This window comes from Novosphingobium album (ex Hu et al. 2023) (assembly GCF_022832385.1).
GTDB classification, from domain to species: Bacteria; Pseudomonadota; Alphaproteobacteria; order Sphingomonadales; family Sphingomonadaceae; genus Novosphingobium; species Novosphingobium album.
The window spans coordinates 86,131-102,350 of record NZ_JALHLE010000003.1; the positions used below are offsets into that span (position 1 = coordinate 86,131).

The 16,220-nt window shown below is 62.9% G+C and carries 14 protein-coding genes; 6 read left to right on the forward strand and 8 right to left on the reverse strand.

Annotated elements, in window-relative coordinates; all coding sequences use genetic code 11:
• Positions 1-7 precede the first annotated feature (7 nt).
• Entirely contained in the window at positions 8-1,108 is a 1,101-nt protein-coding gene (ychF, locus tag MTR64_RS02620) for a redox-regulated ATPase YchF (protein WP_243990438.1), read from the reverse strand.
• 98 nt (positions 1,109-1,206) lie between these two features.
• Between ychF and MTR64_RS02625 the strand changes: the two genes are divergently transcribed.
• Complete coding sequence (locus MTR64_RS02625) at positions 1,207-2,733, forward strand: tetratricopeptide repeat protein (protein ID WP_243990446.1); 1,527 nt, start codon at positions 1,207-1,209, stop codon at positions 2,731-2,733.
• Between the two features lie 79 nt (positions 2,734-2,812).
• On the opposite strand, the gene MTR64_RS02630 is transcribed toward MTR64_RS02625, so the two are convergent.
• From MTR64_RS02630 to MTR64_RS02650, 5 genes are all read right to left on the reverse strand, one after another.
• The gene (locus tag MTR64_RS02630) at positions 2,813-3,520 is read right to left on the reverse strand and encodes a cistern family PEP-CTERM protein (RefSeq protein WP_243990449.1); all 708 of its coding nucleotides are present in this window, start codon (positions 3,518-3,520) and stop codon (positions 2,813-2,815) included.
• Positions 3,521-3,773: 253 nt separating this feature from the next.
• The gene (gene pth, locus MTR64_RS02635; RefSeq protein ID WP_243990451.1) at positions 3,774-4,343 is read right to left on the reverse strand and encodes an aminoacyl-tRNA hydrolase; all 570 of its coding nucleotides are present in this window, start codon (positions 4,341-4,343) and stop codon (positions 3,774-3,776) included.
• A gap of 87 nt (positions 4,344-4,430) precedes the next feature.
• Positions 4,431-5,048, reverse strand: coding sequence for a 50S ribosomal protein L25/general stress protein Ctc (locus MTR64_RS02640; protein WP_243990456.1), 618 nt, complete (start codon positions 5,046-5,048; stop codon positions 4,431-4,433).
• Positions 5,049-5,200: 152 nt separating this feature from the next.
• Positions 5,201-6,052 (reverse strand): TraB/GumN family protein, encoded by an 852-nt coding sequence (locus tag MTR64_RS02645; RefSeq protein WP_243990457.1) that lies wholly within the window; start codon positions 6,050-6,052, stop codon positions 5,201-5,203.
• A gap of 6 nt (positions 6,053-6,058) precedes the next feature.
• Positions 6,059-6,988: a TraB/GumN family protein gene (locus MTR64_RS02650; RefSeq protein WP_243990458.1), complete on the reverse strand. Its 930-nt coding sequence runs from the start codon at positions 6,986-6,988 to the stop codon at positions 6,059-6,061.
• Positions 6,989-7,109: 121 nt separating this feature from the next.
• Between MTR64_RS02650 and MTR64_RS02655 the strand changes: the two genes are divergently transcribed.
• The 3 genes from MTR64_RS02655 to ppdK all read left to right on the forward strand — a co-directional run bounded on the left by MTR64_RS02655 (position 7,110) and on the right by ppdK (position 13,158).
• Positions 7,110-8,015 carry a glycine--tRNA ligase subunit alpha gene (locus MTR64_RS02655; protein ID WP_243990460.1) on the forward strand — a complete coding sequence of 302 codons (906 nt, stop codon included), beginning with the start codon at positions 7,110-7,112 and terminating at the stop codon, positions 8,013-8,015.
• 120 nt (positions 8,016-8,135) lie between these two features.
• Positions 8,136-10,439 (forward strand): glycine--tRNA ligase subunit beta, encoded by a 2,304-nt coding sequence (glyS, locus tag MTR64_RS02660; RefSeq protein ID WP_243990468.1) that lies wholly within the window; start codon positions 8,136-8,138, stop codon positions 10,437-10,439.
• A 55-nt stretch (positions 10,440-10,494) separates the two neighbouring features.
• Positions 10,495-13,158: a pyruvate, phosphate dikinase gene (ppdK, locus tag MTR64_RS02665; protein ID WP_243990470.1), complete on the forward strand. Its 2,664-nt coding sequence runs from the start codon at positions 10,495-10,497 to the stop codon at positions 13,156-13,158.
• A gap of 21 nt (positions 13,159-13,179) precedes the next feature.
• Here the strand turns inward: ppdK and MTR64_RS02670 are convergent, their stop codons facing one another.
• Positions 13,180-13,938, reverse strand: a complete 759-nt coding sequence (locus MTR64_RS02670) for a methyltransferase domain-containing protein (protein WP_243990473.1) — start codon at positions 13,936-13,938, stop codon at positions 13,180-13,182.
• Positions 13,939-14,011: 73 nt separating this feature from the next.
• On the opposite strand from MTR64_RS02670, the gene MTR64_RS02675 reads away from it, so the two are divergent.
• Both MTR64_RS02675 and hisI read left to right on the forward strand, forming a co-directional pair.
• Complete coding sequence (locus MTR64_RS02675) at positions 14,012-14,752, forward strand: ComF family protein (RefSeq protein ID WP_243990474.1); 741 nt, start codon at positions 14,012-14,014, stop codon at positions 14,750-14,752.
• Between the two features lie 344 nt (positions 14,753-15,096).
• Complete coding sequence (gene hisI / locus MTR64_RS02680; protein WP_243990477.1) at positions 15,097-15,474, forward strand: phosphoribosyl-AMP cyclohydrolase; 378 nt, start codon at positions 15,097-15,099, stop codon at positions 15,472-15,474.
• 3 nt (positions 15,475-15,477) lie between these two features.
• Here the strand turns inward: hisI and MTR64_RS02685 are convergent, their stop codons facing one another.
• A complete protein-coding gene (locus tag MTR64_RS02685) occupies positions 15,478-16,179 on the reverse strand; it encodes a dienelactone hydrolase family protein (protein WP_243990483.1) in 702 nt (233 codons plus the stop codon).
• Between the last annotated feature and the right edge of the window lie 41 nt (positions 16,180-16,220).

The following is a 16,220-nucleotide window of genomic DNA, read 5'->3' on the forward strand; positions in this document are numbered from 1 at the left end:
AAGGCGATCAGACGTTGAACTTGAAGTGCATCACGTCACCGTCACGCACGACGTATTCCTTACCTTCCTGTCGCAGTTTGCCGGCATCCTTCGCGGCCGTTTCGCCACCCAGCGAAACGAAATCGTCGTAGGCAATAGTCTCGGCGCGGATAAAGCCGCGCTGCATGTCGGAGTGGATTTCGCCAGCCGCCTCGGGCGCCTTGGCCCCCTTGTGCACGGTCCAGGCACGGGCTTCCTTCGGGCCAACGGTGAAGAAGGTGAGCAGGGCGAGCAATTCATACCCGGCGCGGATCACCCTGGCGAGACCGGTTTCGTGCAGGCCCATTTCCTCGAGGAAAACCATGCGCTCGTCTACTTCCATGCCGACCAGTTCGGACTCGATGGCGGCCGACACAATCACGGCAGTGGCGTTCTCCGCAGCGGCCTTCTCAAAAACGCGCTTCGAGAATTCATTGCCTTCTGCAGCCGACTCTTCCTCGACGTTGCAAACGTAGAGCACCGGCTTTGCCGTCAGCAGTTGCGCCTGCTGGAACACGCGCGCTTCCTCGTCGTCCTTGGGCTCGGTGAGTCGCGCGGGCTTGCCAGCACGAAGCAGTTCCAGTGCCTGCCCAAGGACCGAAGCCATGATCTTGGCTTCCTTATCACCACCAGTCGCCTTCTTCTGGGCTGCGGGTACGCGCTTTTCGAGGCTTTCAAGGTCCGACAGCAGGAGTTCGGTCTCTACCGTCTCGGCGTCGGCGATGGGATCGACCTTGTTGTCGACATGCTGGATATCGTCGTTCTCGAAGCAGCGCAGCACGTGGATGACGGCATCAACCTCGCGGATGTTCCCCAGGAACTGGTTGCCCAGGCCTTCGCCCTTCGAGGCGCCGCGCACGAGGCCGGCGATGTCGACGAAGGACAGCTGGGTCGGGATGATCTTCTGGCTGCCCGCGATCTCGGCCAGCTTGTCAAGGCGCGGGTCGGGCACGCCAACCTGCCCGACGTTGGGCTCGATCGTGCAAAACGGATAGTTCGCCGCCTGCGCCGCCTGTGTTTCGGTCAGTGCATTGAACAAGGTCGACTTGCCAACATTGGGCAGGCCCACGATCCCGCAACGGAAACCCATGTGTAACTCCGGAAATGAAATTTGGCCGCCCATAGCGGCCGCAACCGGTCTTGGCCAGTTTCACCTATTCTTCACCCGTAACAGCTAGGTATCCGAGGATGAAACGCGTCATCAGATCGAGCATTCCGTTCGCTGCGGCCGTGCTCCTTGCCGGATGCGGATTGAGCCCGGAAGACCGCTTTGCCCGTGCGGAAAAAGCCTATGCAGAGCATGAATGGTCTGCGGCACGGATCGATCTCAGCAGTATTGTCCAGAGCTCGCCGGATGACGCTCAGGCACTGCAACTGCTGGCACGGACCTATATCGCACTGTCGGATCCCATTTCGGCCAAAGCCATTCTTGAACGGCTCGATAAACTAGGAAGTTTGCCACCGGACGCGGCAATCCTGCAAGGAAACGTCGCTCTTCTGAACAAGCGATTCGACGAAGTATTGACCGCGGTTGCCAACGACAGATCTGCGGAAGCCTGCCGGCTGACGGCGCTGGCCCGATTGGGAAAGGAAGAAAGGGACAAAGCTGCCGAAGCGTTTGCCCTGGGCGAGAAAGCGCCGGGCGAGAAGGGGCGTCTGCTTGCGGACTATGCCAATTTCCAGTTCGCTTCCGGAAACCTGCCTGAAGCCCGGCGCCTTGCAGAGCTTGCAGCAAGGGAAAGGCCCCGCCCGCTCAATTCCTACCTGACCAGCGGGGATCTGCTGGCATCCACGCACGAACTCGACAAGGCCCTTGCTGTCTACACTGCCGGCCTCAAAGACTACCCCGAGAGCAGAGCGGCTCTGCTCAGCAAGATCAGAATGCTCGACGCTTTGGACAAAGCCGAAGAAGAGCGCGCTCTGGTAGCGAAAGGCCTTGCCGCCAATCCGGACGATCTCGATCTCATCTATTTCAACGCTCATCTCGATGCCGCAGGCGGAAAATGGGACAATGCGCGGACCAAGCTGCAAGCGCATGAACAGGAGCTGGAAAAACAGCCCCTGGCCAATGCGCTCTATGCAAAGACATTGCTTGAACTCGGTCAGGGGGAACAAGCCAGGACCCGGCTTTCGTCACAAGTTTTGCGCGAGCCCGGCAATCGTCAGGCCCGCATGCTACTGGGTGAAACAAAGCTGAAACTGGGCGATGCAGCAGGGGCTGTCGAGACCCTTCAGCCCTTAGCCCAGTTGCCCAACGCAACTCCGGAGGAACTTGCCCTGCTTGCGAAAGCCTACAATGCGTCCGGCGGTTCCGGCTCCGACGCGACGGCGCAACGGGCGCGCGAAGCTGCTGCCGCTGAACTGATGTCCCGCATCGCAAAGGCGGACAAGGCGATCCGGGGGAAGGATTGGCAGACAGCCATTCACGAATACGAGACGATCCTTCAGCAGACAGATGGCCGAAACGCGCTGGTGCTCAACAATCTGGCATTTGCCTATAGCGAGACCGGGGATACGGCCAGGGCGCTCGGCTACGCCGAACGCGCACTCAAGCAGGCGCCGGACAATCCTTCAGTGATGGATACGACCGGGTGGCTGCTTCATCAGACCGGCCGCAACAAAGAGCGCGCAGCGAAACTTGTTCGTGAAGCCGCCCGATTGGCTCCAGGCAATCAGACAATAGCGCGCCATCTCGCGGAAATCGCCAAAAGCTGAAATGCGAAAGGCCCCTCCCGATGGGCAGGAGGGGCCTCTTCACGGCTTCCCTGGGGAGCTGATCCAGGGATGTGAGTACTTATGCGGCCGCTGCGCCCCCAGGACGCTTGCGCGAACGCATCAGACCAAGGCCTGCGAGACCAAGGCCCAGAATGCCGAGCATACCCGGCTCCGGAACTTCGGTGCCGCCGGAAGAGCTTGAACTGCTCGTAATCGTTCCCGAACCGCTGGCCGAAGAGATACCGCCAGCGCCACTGATTGCCTGATAGCGGTCGTAGAAGTTCGACAGGGTGATCGATGACGGGGCAGAGTCGAAGGAAAGGGTCAGCGTGCCGGAGCCGGTATCGCCGGTCTGGACACCGCCCGAGTTACCGCCGCACGAGTTGCTGAACCCGCTCTTGAAGCACACATCGACTGAGCCGATCTGGTTCGGGTACTGGCTGTTGAGCACGGCGTTCGAGAAGGTGCCGGTGCTGCTTGCGCCAGCGATGTTGGGATCGACATCGAATGCAAAGCTGGAAACGGTCGAAGTGACGCCGCCACTGGAGGTGTTGGTCACGCTATAGTCGAACACATATCCGCTCGAGGTGATGTCAGTGAGCGTGAAGGTTGCCTCGGACGTGAGGCCGGAGATCGAGGTGCCGCCGGAAAACCCATCATAGGCGACCGTAAATGACTGACCGATATCGCTCGAATCCAGCGTGATGGCATCGGCCCACGCCGGTGCAGCGAAGGCGAGGCTGCCTACAGCGGCCAATCCGGCAATAGTTTGCGTCAGTCGCGACATGAATGGCTCCCTGAAATCTTTTCAAATTCAGCAACGATGTTGCCATTTGAAACGCAAACTGCGTGCCAACTCAGGGATTGTGCCATGGTTCCTGGTTAACGATGGGAGCGCAAGACCGAGGATGTAAACTAACTCGACACAACATTCGGACTTAATAAGTTAACACGCCTAATGTCAGGGGAGCGCACTGGAGAGGTCCGGGGTGATGCACACGCATCTGCGCCTCGGTATTGCCGACCCTTGTCCTTGCGGATCATGCTTGCTGGCGCAACGCAACGTCATTCATGAAACGGGTTTCGTCGCCAGCTGCCAGCCTGTCCGCCTCGGCCGCTACCGCGCCAAGCATGTCTGCCAGCGGGTCCATTTCCGCCTTTGCGTAGTTGCCAAGCACGTAGCCGGTCACCTTGTCCTTGTGGCCGGGATGGCCGATTCCAAGCCGGACCCGGCGGAACTCCGCTCCAAGGTGCTGGCCGATCGACCGCAGTCCGTTGTGTCCGGCATGGCCGCCGCCCTGTTTGACCTTCACCTTGAACGGGGCGAGATCAAGCTCATCGTGGAAAACGGTGAGGCCGGAAAGGTCCAGCTTGTAGAACCGCATGGCCTCGCTGACCGCGCGGCCACTTTCGTTCATGAAGGTAGCGGGCTTGAGCAGAAGGATTTTCTCGGTGCCGATGCGGCCTTCCTGCAGCCAGCCCTGGAACTTCTTCTGCACCGGCCCGAAGCCATGGACCTCGGCGATCGTGTCCATCGCCATGAAGCCCACGTTGTGGCGCTGCATCGCGTATTGCGGACCGGGGTTTCCGAGGCCGACCCAAAGCTGCATGGCAAATACGTATCCGTAGAAAAAAGAAAGGCCCTTCCCGCGCGCCGGTATGCCGGGGCGGGAAGGGCCATTTCAAGCTGGAAAAGCTTACTCGGCTTCGCCTTCGGCCTTGGTCGTGTCGCCTTCCGAGCTCTTGAGAGCCGAGGGCGCCGCGATCGTGGCGATGGTGAAGTCACGGTCGGTGATCGCCGAATCGACGCCCGCCGGAAGCTTCACGTGGCTGAAGTGGATCGATTCACCCACGTCGAAGCCGGTGACGTCGATCACGACGTCATCGGGGATCTTGTCGGCGGGGCAGACCAGCTCAAGCTCGTGACGCACGATGTTGAGCACGCCGCCACGCTTCAGGCCCGGCGACAGCTCTTCGTTGGCGAAGGCCACCGGCACGTTGACGTGCACGGTCGCGCCCTTGGCGAGGCGCAGGAAGTCGACGTGCAGCGGACGGTCGCTGACGGGGTGGAAGGCAACGTCCTTCGGCAGGGTGCGAACCTTCTTGCCGCCCACTTCGACTTCGACGATCGAGTTGAAGAAGTGGCCGGTCATGAGCTGACGGGTCAGCTCCTTTTCCCCGACGTGGATGGCGAGGGGTTCTTCATTGGCACCGTAGACGACGGCGGGAACGCGGCCTTCGCGACGCAGGGCACGGGAGGCTCCCTTGCCTGCCCGTTCACGCGTCTCGGCCGGCAGGGTAAGCTGATCGCTCATGGGACTTGCCTTTCGAAAACTGGATATATCCGGCACGAAACCGCGTATTCGGCCCGTACCGCCCGTCACGCCTCCAGGGATGACCATGACGGAGAGGGCGCGCCCTTACGCGTAAACCGGCAAAAAGGCAAGCGTCAGACGGGCAGTCCGCGTCACTCCACCCGGGTAACCGTAAAGCCCTGGCTGGCCAGCATCGCGGGCAACCCGTCGGGACCGGCCATGTGGGCAGCACCGACTGCCACGAACGGCTTCCGGTTGGCCTGTACGGCCTGTGCAATGCTGGCAGCCCATTGGCGGTTCCGTCCCGTAAACAGCGCCGCGCGCAATTCCGGGTCTGCCAGCAGCCCCGTGCGGGTATCCTGCTCGATCGCCGTCATGTCCCCCTCGCGCCAGGCGGCAGGGAGGTCAAGGTCGGGCTTGTCCGCCTCCTGGACGACCACACTGAGCAGGTCCCGCTGATCCTTTTCGGGCAAGGCATCGAATATGCTCAGCTGCCGGGTGGCGCCTTCCAGTTCGACGACCGGCCGGTTGCCCGCCTGCGCAATCACCGCACGGTCCACACCGTAGCGCGGATCGCTTCCCTCCTTGTCCTGCCGCACGATCGTGAGTGCAGCCGCCCAGGTATCCATCGCGGCAAAATCCCCGTCATGAAAACCATTGCGCTTGAGCAGCGCGGCAAGGGCAGGGCGTTCGGCCGGGGCAATGCGCTGTGAAAGTGGCGGCTGCCCTTCGCTTTTCGCCAGCGCCGCGAAGGCCGCCCCGACGGCCGCCTCGTCGGCCAGATTGGCGACTTCGACCATGATCGTGCCCGCACCGTCCAGCGCATCGCCAACCGTTGCCGTCCGCCATTCGAGCGGGCCGGGCGCACTGTGGATCGTTCCGAAGAGCCAGCCCTCATGCCCGTCCGCACTCTCGATATGCCACAAGGCCGGATCGGCCTTCTGCGGCGTGGGCGCGCAGCCGAGCAGCGCCAATGCAGACAGGGCAAGGAACCAGCGGCGCATTGCCGGTTACTGAACCCGTTCGGACGACACACCGTCCTGCGCGAGTTGATCCTGCACGCTGCCTTGTCCGGCAAGATGTCCAGCGCCCACCGCGATGAACACGGTTCCAGGCTGCTTCAGACGCTCCTCGATCCACTTGGACCAATGAGCGTTGCGATCCGTGAGCAGAACCTTCCGCAACTGCGGGTCGTCCTCCTGCTCGTTGAGCAGGCGCGCCAGGTCATCGGCCTTGCCGGCCTTCCACGCCGCAACCATGGAGTCGATATCCGTCTTGACCGTGGGCAGTGCTTTAAGAACCTCATCCAGATACCGGCGCTGGGTGGCCTGCGGCAGGTCGTCGAATAGCGAGATCTGGTATTCCGGCGTTTCCAGCGCCGTATTCTCCATCTGGCGCGCCTTGGCCATGGCGCCGATTTGCGTATCGACGCCGCTTTCCAGATTGTAGCCCGACACCTTGAGCGGGATCAGCGTGAGCATGAGCGCGGCGAACCAGGCGTCGTTCTTGTCGAACGCTTGCGGCGGCAGGCCGATCGAGGTCATCCCCGCATCGTAAGCGGCCCGTTCCTTGTCATCCAGCGTATCGGGCAGCGTCTTGCCATCCTCGCGCAGGCTCTTCTGCATGATGACCGACTGAGAGCCCTCGGCCTTGTCGATGGGAATTTCGGTGACGAGCTGGCTCGAGGAATCGAAAGCCTTTGCGACTGGCCCGGCATACCAGGCAACATTCTCGGGCAGGATGTGGATCGTGCCGAACAGCCAGATAGTGGTGTCCTCGTCGGCCACTTTCCAGAGCGCGGGGGTGGCCGGGGCGAGCGTTTCGGCCGCCGGCGCGGCGGGCACCGTATCTTCCGCGGCAGCGGGTAGGGTGGAGAACAGGGCAAGCGCGCAGGCAGCGTTGCGCAGGGCAGTCTTCAGCAAGGTCATCCTCATAGCCATGCGGGACAAAGGCCAAACGCAAGCTTAATGCAAGTGGCATCGCCAGTTCCCCGCTTGCGCGGTTGATTTGAACCGCCCGATCCGCCAAAGGCCGCGCAACCAAGAACTCGACGGAATTTCCATGACTGCCGCCGCGAAACAGCCGCTCAGCTTCCAGGACATGATCCTGACGCTCCACAATTTCTGGAGCGCACAGGGATGCCTGATCCTCCAGCCCTACGACATGCGCATGGGCGCAGGCACATTCCACCCGTCAACGACGCTGCGTGCACTGGGTCCGGAACCCTGGAAAGCCGCCTATGTCCAGCCTTCTCGCCGCCCGACCGACGGCCGCTATGGTGAGAACCCGAACCGGCTGCAGCACTACTATCAGTATCAGGTCATCCTGAAGCCGAACCCGGAGAACCTGCAGGAACTCTATCTCCAGAGCCTCGCCGCCATTGGCATCGATCCGCTGGCGCACGACATCCGCTTTGTCGAGGACGACTGGGAAAGCCCGACGCTGGGCGCCTGGGGGCTCGGCTGGGAGGTCTGGTGCGACGGCATGGAAGTGACGCAGTTTACCTATTTCCAGCAGGTCGGCGGGTTCGACTGCAAGCCGGTCGCGGGCGAGCTGACCTATGGCCTCGAACGCCTCGCGATGTACATCCAGGGCGTCGACTGGGTCTATGACCTGCGCTTCAACAACGAAGGCGTGAGCTACGGCGACGTCTACCTTGCCAACGAGCAGCAGCAGTCGAAGTACAACTTCGAGATTGCCGACACCGAGCAGCTGTTCAAGGGCTTCCAGCACGCCGAGGCCGAGTGCAAGCGCTGCATCGAGGCGGAAATACCGCTCGCGGCTTACGATCAGGCGATCGAAGCCTCGCACCTCTTCAACCTGCTGCAGGCGCGCGGCGTGATCTCGGTGCAGGAACGCGCCAGCTACATCGGCCGCGTGCGCGATCTCGCCAAGGGATCGTGCCAGGCCTGGATCGACAAGAACAAGGACCAGTGGGAAGCCAAGTTCCCGGGGTGGACCGTATGAGGCTTCGACAAGCTCAGCCTGAGCGGGGCGGAGAGGGCGCTTTCACACCTACTCCGCTCGTCCTGAGCCTGTCGAAGGACGCTGGCGCCACCCTATCAACCCGTGAACGGGCCGACTGACATGACCGACTTCCTTCTCGAACTTCGCTCCGAGGAAATCCCCGCCCGCATGCAGGCCGGCGCGCGCGCCGATCTGGAAAAACTGTTCCGCAAGGAAATGGACGCTGCCGGTGTGGCTCTGGATACGGTTGCGGTGTGGTCGACGCCGCGCCGTCTCGCGTTGATCGCGACAGGCCTTCCCGAAACCACCGAGGCCGTCAGCGAGGAAACCAAGGGCCCCGCCACCAGTGCGCCCGACCAGGCGCTCGCCGGCTTCCTTGGCAAGGTGGGGCTGACCAAGGACCAGCTCGAAGTCCGCGACGTCAAGGGCAAGCCCACGTACTTCGCCGTCGTCGAAAAGCCCGGCCGTTCCGTGAGGGACGTTCTGGCCGAGGCGATCCCGGCGATCGTCCGCGCATTCCCCTGGCCCAAGTCGCAGCGCTGGGGCGCAGCCTCGATCAGCACGGAATCGCTGCGCTGGGTGCGCCCGCTCTCGGGCATCGTCGCCATTCTCGGCGAGGACCTCGTCGAATGCGAAGTGGGTGGCATCGCCTCGGGCTACGTCACCAAGGGCCACCGCTTCCACCACCCGCACGAGATCACCATCGGCAGCGCGCATGACTATGCCGACAAGCTGCGCGCCTGCCACGTCCTTGTGAACCACGAGGAACGGCAGGACATCGTGCGCGAAAAGGCGCGCGAGGCCGCCGCCGCAGCCGGTCTGACGCTGGTCGAGGACGAAGGTCTGGTGATCGAGAATGCGGGCCTGACCGAATGGTCGGTACCGCTTCTCGGCCGCTTCGACGAAGCCTTCCTCGAAGTGCCGCCCGAAGTGATCCAGCTCACCGCGCGCGTGAACCAGAAGTATTTCGTGTGCGAGGATAGCGCGGGCAAACTCGCCAATGCCTTCGTCTGCACCGCCAACATCGCGGCGACCGACGGCGGCGCCGCGATCGTCGACGGCAACCGCAAGGTGCTCGCCGCCCGCCTGTCCGACGCGCGCTTCTTCTGGGAGCAGGACAAGAAGACGCCTCTTTCGGTCCAAGCCGAAAAGCTGGGCCGCATCACCTTCCACGAGAAGCTCGGCACCGTCGCCGACAAGGTCGAACGCGTGGCCAAGCTGGCCGAATGGCTGGCGAACGAGTGCGTGGTTCCGGACTGCGATCCCGCACTGGCGCGGCAGGCCGCCGAACTGTGCAAGGCAGACCTCGTGACCGAGATGGTCGGCGAGTTCCCCGAACTGCAGGGCCTGATGGGCGGCTACTACGCCCGCGCCGAGGGCCTGCCCGACGCCGTGGCCGATGCCATTCGCGATCATTACAAGCCGGTGGGGCAAGGTGATGAGGTGCCGACGGCGCCGGTGACGGTGGCGGTGTCGCTGGCGGATAAGCTGGATACGCTGGCTTGCTTCTACTGCATTGATGAGAAGCCGACAGGCTCCAAAGATCCGTTCGCGCTTAGACGAGCTGCCATTTCTATCATCCAACTGTTAATCGCGAACAGCACTCGGGCCTCACTCACCCGTCTGCTGCTGTCTGCAACACATGGTTGGTATGTTCAACAAGCGCAGAAGATCAGTCAGCAAACCTACGTTGACGTCTATTTTGGCTTAGAGTTGGTGCATGGGCGGCAACCAAATCTCGATGAAGTCGAACGAGTTGCAACTGAGCGCAATCCAAGCAGTATGCCACTTCGCGAGCAGGCCTTCGCCGCGGTAAGACTGTTGCTCGACTTCTTCGCCGACCGCCTCAAGGTTCAGCAGAAGGAAGCTGGTGTCCGCCACGACCTGATCGACGCGGTTTTCGCGCTTGGCGGGGAGGACGATCTGGTCCGCCTGCTCGCCCGCGTCCATGCACTGCAGGCCTTCGTCGAGACCGAGGACGGCACCAACCTGCTCGCCGGCTACAAGCGCGCCGCCAATATCCTCAAGAAAGAGGGCTATGCGTCCGTCCCCGGCAAGGGCGAGGCGGAGATTGCCATCGCCCGTACTGGCGACGAGGACCCGCTTGAGAACGTCGACGATCCCGACATGCGCGATGTCTACGCCGCCCGGAAGGGGCTGGGCTACGAGCCGGAAGCTGCTGAAAAGGCCCTGATGGACGCACTCGACGTGGCTGCGCCCAAGGCTGCTGCGGCAGTCGCGGCCGAGGACTTCTCCGGAGCCATGGCGGCGCTGGCTACCTTGCGCAATCCGATAGATACGTTTTTCGCGGATGTTACGGTAAACGATCCCGATCCGCTGCGACGTGATACCCGTTTGGCACTGCTTGATACCTTTCGTGTTGCGGTGCACAATGTTGCTGACTTCTCGCGGATAGAGGGCTAGGACCGCGCCCCGAGTGCGAGAAATCGCAAGAAGACGAAAGAGAGCCAGGGGATAGATGAGCACGCAGGTTTACACGTTCGGTGGCGGGGTCAAGCACGATGATCCGCGCGCGAAGGACAAGGTGATCACCGGCGGCAAGGGCGCGAACCTTGCGGAAATGGCGGGGATCGGGCTTCCGGTGCCTCCGGGCTTTACCATCACTACCGAACAGTGCGTGCAGTACCTCGCCGAGGGCGGCGACTTCTCCGACGCGCTGCGGGCCGACGTGGCACAGGCGCTGACCCACATCGAAAAGACCGTGGGCAAGAGCTTCGGCGATGCCGCCGATCCGCTGCTGGTCTCGGTCCGCTCGGGCGCGCGCGTCTCGATGCCGGGCATGATGGACACCGTCCTTAACCTCGGCCTCAATGACGAGACCGTCGAAGGCCTCGCCGGAACCTCGGGCGATGATCGCTTTGCGTGGGACAGCTACCGCCGCTTCGTCCAGATGTATTCGGACGTCGTGCTCGGCGTCGAACACCATCTGTTCGAGGAAGCGCTGGAAATCGCCAAGGAAGACAACGGCTATCTCAACGACGTCGAGATGACCGCCGACGACTGGCGCAAGATCGTCAAGGAATACAAGGGTATCGTCGATGCCGAGCTGGGCCGTCCGTTCCCGCAGGACGTGACCGAGCAGCTCTGGGGCGCGATCCGCGCCGTCTTCGATTCCTGGGATTCGGACCGCGCCAAGGTCTATCGCCGCCTCAACGACATTCCGGGTGACTGGGGCACTGCCGTCAACGTGCAGGCCATGGTCTTCGGGAACATGGGCGATACGTCTGCTACCGGCGTCGCCTTCACCCGCGATCCGGCGACCGGCGAAAAGGCCTATTACGGCGAATGGCTGGTCAATGCTCAGGGTGAGGACGTCGTTGCCGGCATCCGCACCCCGCAGTACCTGACCAAGGCGGCCCGCGAGCGCGCCGGAGCCAAGCCGCTGTCGATGGAAGAGGCGATGCCTGCCGCCTATGGCGAACTGGCCGCCGTCTTCGAGCTGCTCGAAAAGCACTACACCGACATGCAGGACATCGAGTTCACGGTGCAACAGGGCAAGCTGTGGATGCTGCAGACCCGTTCGGGCAAGCGCACCGCCAAGGCCGCGCTGAAGATGGCCGTCGACATGGTCGAGGAAGGCCTGATCGACGAGGCGACAGCGATCAAGCGCGTCGATCCGATGGCGCTTGACCAGCTGCTGCACCCGACGCTCGATCCCAAGGCGCCGCGCGACATTCTCGGCAAGGGCCTGCCTGCTTCGCCGGGCGCGGCTTCGGGCGCGATCGTGTTCGACGCCGACACCGCCGAAAAGCGCGCGGATATGGGCGATGCGGTGATCCTCGTGCGCGTCGAGACGTCGCCGGAAGACATTCACGGCATGCACGCGGCCAAGGGCATCCTCACCGCGCGTGGCGGCATGACCAGCCACGCCGCCGTGGTGGCGCGCGGCATGGGCCGTCCCTGCGTCTCGGGCGCCTCGGGCCTGTCGATCGACATGAAGGCCCGCGTGATGAAGATCGGCAAGCGCGAGCTGAAGGAAGGCGACATCCTGACGCTCGACGGCGCTTCGGGCGACATCATGGCCGGTGAAGTGCCGACCATCGAGCCCGAACTGGCCGGTGACTTCGCGACGCTGATGGTCTGGGCCGACAAGCACCGCCGCATGAAGGTCCGCACCAATGCGGAAACGCCCGCCGACTGCAAGATGGCCCGCCAGTTCGGTGCCGAAGGCATCGGCCTGTGCCGCACCGAGCACATGTTCTTCGACGCGAGCCGCATCAGCGCAGTGCGCCAGATGATCTTGGCCGAGGACGAGGCAGGCCGCCGCACCGCACTCGAAAAGCTGCTGCCCGAACAGCGCGCCGACTTCGCCGCGATCTTCGAGATCATGCGCGGGCTGCCGGTGACCATCCGCCTGCTCGACCCGCCGCTGCACGAGTTCCTGCCGCACGCGGACGAGGAATTCGCCGAGCTTTCGGACGAGATCGGCATCGGCGTCGATACGCTCAAGCGCCGCGCGGGCGAGTTGCACGAGTTCAACCCGATGCTCGGCCATCGCGGCTGCCGCCTCGGCATCACGTTCCCCGAGATCTACGAGATGCAGGCCCGCGCGATCTTCGAAGCCGCCTGCGACGTGGCCAAGGCGCATGGCGAGGCGATCGTGCCCGAAATCATGATCCCGCTGGTGGCAACGAAGAAGGAACTCGAAATCCTCAAGGCGCTGGTGGCCCGCGTAGCCGTGCAGGTCTTCGAGGAGAAGGGCTCTACGCTCGAATACATGGTCGGCACCATGATCGAGCTGCCGCGCGCCGCGCTGATGGCAGGCGAGATCGCCGAAGTGGGCGAGTTCTTCTCGTTCGGCACCAACGACCTGACGCAGACGACGCTGGGCCTCTCGCGCGACGACGCAGGCAAGTTCCTGCCCGTCTATGTCCAGCAGGGCATCTTCGCGCGCGACCCCTTCGTCAGCCTCGATGTCGACGGCGTCGGCCAGTTGGTAAGCCTCGCCGCCGAGCGCGGCCGCGTGACCCGGCCCGACATCAAGCTCGGCATCTGCGGCGAACATGGCGGCGATCCGGCCTCGATCGCGTTCTGCGAGAAGACCGGGCTCGACTACGTCAGCGCCTCGCCGTTCCGCGTGCCGATCGCACGGCTGGCAGCGGCACAGGCCGCGCTGGCCTGATAACCCTGTGCGGGCTGGAGCCTAGCGCTTCCAGCCCGACAGCGTCAGAATCTCGAACCGTTCTACCGTGCGGCCGTCCTCACCGGCGGCCGCAAAGGCTTCGCGCGCGCACGCCAGCCCGGCTTTGCCTAGTGGTGGGCCAGGATCGGAGAGGACATTACTGAGCCCCAGCGCGCGCAGATCGCCGACGAGGCGCTCCAGGCTGCGGAAAACCACGTCCAGCGGCCGGTGGTCCGTTACCGGGTCGGCGAACAGAGTACGCTGGAGCAACTGGGCACCGGCCCGCACATCGATGGCGGGATGCAGGCGCGGGGAAGGGCGGTCACCATCGGCGGCCAGCATGACCTCGCGGAGGACCGGCAGGCTGCCGGACGACACGAAGCTGGCAATCACCATGCCGCCGGGCGCCAGTGCCTTGCGCATGTGAACAAGCGCACCGGGCACGTCATTTACGGTATCGAGCGTGCCAAGGCTGGCGATGAGATCGAAACCCTCGAACGGAAAGGGCTGCTCTTCGGTGAACCCCAGTGCCGGTTCGGCTTCGATCACCTCTACACCGCGTGCCAAGAGCGTCTGAGCCAGCGCACCGCTGTAATCGCCAATGATCAGTGCCTTGGCAGGCTCGAAGCGCAGGAAGGCGAGCCTCTCCAGAACATCTTCGACCATGTCGTCGATCAGGTAGCATGGAGCATCGGGCAGGGCTTGTAGCGCCAGCATTCGACGGCGGGTGGCGATGCGGCGGGCGGAGGAGAAAATGCGGGGAGGAGCTTTGCTGGCCATCACCACCCCCTGCCGCGCGGATGAAATCCTTGCAATGGGTTGTCGCACCAAAGAGCTCCGATAGCATCGGTGCATGCGAATTGCCCAAGCCATGGCACCACTTGTGGATCTGGTGTTTCCACCGCGCTGCCCGCTATGCGGCGACGGCATTGGCGCGCAGACCGGCCTGTGCGCTGCGTGCTGGGGCGAACTGGCGATACCCGGCGAACCGGCCTGCGTAACCTGTGGCCGTCCCTTCGGTGATGGCGTTCAGGAGGGCGCGACATGCGGGCCCTGTCTGGAAAAACCGCCGCGCCACGACGGGATCGCCGCAGCGACGCTTTACAACGATGCCTCACGCAAGCTGGTGCTCTCGCTCAAGCACGGCAACCGGATTTCGCTGGCGCCGATGATGGCGGGGCTGATGGTGCCCAAGCTGGAGGAGCTGGGACCGAACTGCCTGCTTGTGCCCGTGCCGCTCCACCGTTGGCGCCTGTGGCAGCGTGGCTACAATCAGGCGGCAGAGCTGGCACGATCGATTGCCAGGCAGACCGGCGCGCGCCTTGCGGTGGATGCCCTGGTCCGGCGCAAGGCTACGCCTTCATTGGGTGGTTTGGGAAAGAAAGCCCGAAATCGAGCCTTGTCAGGAGCCATTGGCGTGAACCACAGATGGGCCAGCCGCTTGAAAGAATCCAAGATCGTCCTGGTCGATGACGTGCTTACGAGCGGTGCAACCAGCAATGCCTGCGTATCAGCGCTCAAGCGCGCAGGAGCAAAGACCGTGGTCGTCGCCTGTTTCGCCCGTGTCCTCGACGAAGCCCTTGATCTCGCCTGAATCGCCACAGAAAACGCCCGGAACCATTGGCTCCGGGCGTCCTCGTGACGAAACTGTAAGGCCCTGCTTTGCAGTTCGACGGTACCCCTGAATACCGCCTGGCCAATCCCTCATCGCTGCGACCGGGTGTGGCCCTACCACAATCCAATCGCAAATTCCCTGAACCGTGGCGCTTGTCTAACAGCGACCTATGGGTCAGAAGCAGCCCCCCAGCTGCAGGTGCAAAATTCAATGAATCGGCACGATTGGAAAGGAGATTCGCGCGAGGGCGTGGATTTTGCCCATCAGCTGTGGTTATCGTGCAACATTAAAATACTGAAAGCCCGATCAAGGAAATCTCCGGAATGACCGATGTCTCCACTGCCGAACGCGAACTCGGCGCTGCCTTCCTGCCGCGCTTTGATGCCAAGGGCCTGCTGATCGCGATTGCCGTCGATTCGGCGACAAAGGACATTCTGATGGTCGCCTACATGGATGCAGAAGCCCTGCAGAAGACCCGCGAGACCGGGCTTGCCCACTTTCATTCGCGCTCACGCGGGAAGCTATGGTTGAAAGGTGAAACCTCAGGCCATTTCCTGCGCGTGCAGGAAATCCGTGTCGATTGCGATCAGGATGCGCTGGAACTGGTGGTCACGCCAGAAGGCCCTGCCTGCCACACCGGTGCCCGCAGCTGCTTCTACCGGCGGCTCGAAGGCGATGCGCTGGAACGCATCGCCTCCTGACCATCAGGCCAGCACTTCGTCGAACAAGCTGAGCATCGCCGCCCACGACTGGCGGTCGGCGCTGCGGCTGTAAGCCAGGAATTCCTGGCTCTTCTTGTCGCTGTCCGGATCTGTAAAACCGTGGCGCACCTGACTGTAGGCATGGAAATGCCAATCGGCATTCACGGCGTTCATTTCCGACCAGAACTGGAGCACCTGTTCGTGGGGAACCAGAGGGTCGGCGTCACCATGGCAAACAAGGATGCGAGCCTTGATGGCGCCCGGTTCAGCGGGTTCAGGTGTCTCAAGGATGCCGTGGAAGCTGACTACCGCCTGCAAGTCTTCACCGGCACGCGCGGCTTCAAGTACCGCCTGACCACCCATGCAATGGCCAATCGCGAACATCGGCAAATCGGGAGCCAGCTCCCGCAGAGCGGCAATCCCCGCGCCGATCCGGCCGCGATAGTAGGCATTGTCCTCGCGGAGCGCCGCCGCCATTGGGAACGAGGCTTCAAAGCTTGCCACCGGATCGCCGTAAAAGTCCGCAATCATGGTGAGATAACCAGCCTCTGCCAGTTTTCGAGCGCGCTCCTCCATCAGCGGGTTGACGTTGGCAATCGTCGGAAAAAGCACGACGGCCGCACGAGCCATTGCTGCTGGCCGTGCCAGCCAACCCGTCAGAGTTTTTCCGGCGTGCACGTAAGAAACGGTTTCGAGTGTGCTCATGAAAAGTCGTGTCTCTCGAAATGGAACGTCTTGCGGGCAGC

What these genes read in the sequence shown, in the direction of transcription:
- ychF (WP_243990438.1), bottom strand. Translation starts at nt 1,108, where the DNA reads ATGGGTTTCCGTTGCGGGATCGTGGGCCTGCCCAATGTTGGCAAGTCG.
- MTR64_RS02625 (WP_243990446.1), top strand. Translation starts at nt 1,207, where the DNA reads ATGAAACGCGTCATCAGATCGAGCATTCCGTTCGCTGCGGCCGTGCTC.
- MTR64_RS02630 (WP_243990449.1), bottom strand. Translation starts at nt 3,520, where the DNA reads ATGTCGCGACTGACGCAAACTATTGCCGGATTGGCCGCTGTAGGCAGC.
- pth (WP_243990451.1), bottom strand. Translation starts at nt 4,343, where the DNA reads ATGCAGCTTTGGGTCGGCCTCGGAAACCCCGGTCCGCAATACGCGATG.
- MTR64_RS02640 (WP_243990456.1), bottom strand. Translation starts at nt 5,048, where the DNA reads ATGAGCGATCAGCTTACCCTGCCGGCCGAGACGCGTGAACGGGCAGGC.
- MTR64_RS02645 (WP_243990457.1), bottom strand. Translation starts at nt 6,052, where the DNA reads ATGCGCCGCTGGTTCCTTGCCCTGTCTGCATTGGCGCTGCTCGGCTGC.
- MTR64_RS02650 (WP_243990458.1), bottom strand. Translation starts at nt 6,988, where the DNA reads ATGGCTATGAGGATGACCTTGCTGAAGACTGCCCTGCGCAACGCTGCC.
- MTR64_RS02655 (WP_243990460.1), top strand. Translation starts at nt 7,110, where the DNA reads ATGACTGCCGCCGCGAAACAGCCGCTCAGCTTCCAGGACATGATCCTG.
- glyS (WP_243990468.1), top strand. Translation starts at nt 8,136, where the DNA reads ATGACCGACTTCCTTCTCGAACTTCGCTCCGAGGAAATCCCCGCCCGC.
- ppdK (WP_243990470.1), top strand. Translation starts at nt 10,495, where the DNA reads ATGAGCACGCAGGTTTACACGTTCGGTGGCGGGGTCAAGCACGATGAT.
- MTR64_RS02670 (WP_243990473.1), bottom strand. Translation starts at nt 13,938, where the DNA reads ATGGCCAGCAAAGCTCCTCCCCGCATTTTCTCCTCCGCCCGCCGCATC.
- MTR64_RS02675 (WP_243990474.1), top strand. Translation starts at nt 14,012, where the DNA reads ATGCGAATTGCCCAAGCCATGGCACCACTTGTGGATCTGGTGTTTCCA.
- hisI (WP_243990477.1), top strand. Translation starts at nt 15,097, where the DNA reads ATGACCGATGTCTCCACTGCCGAACGCGAACTCGGCGCTGCCTTCCTG.
- MTR64_RS02685 (WP_243990483.1), bottom strand. Translation starts at nt 16,179, where the DNA reads ATGAGCACACTCGAAACCGTTTCTTACGTGCACGCCGGAAAAACTCTG.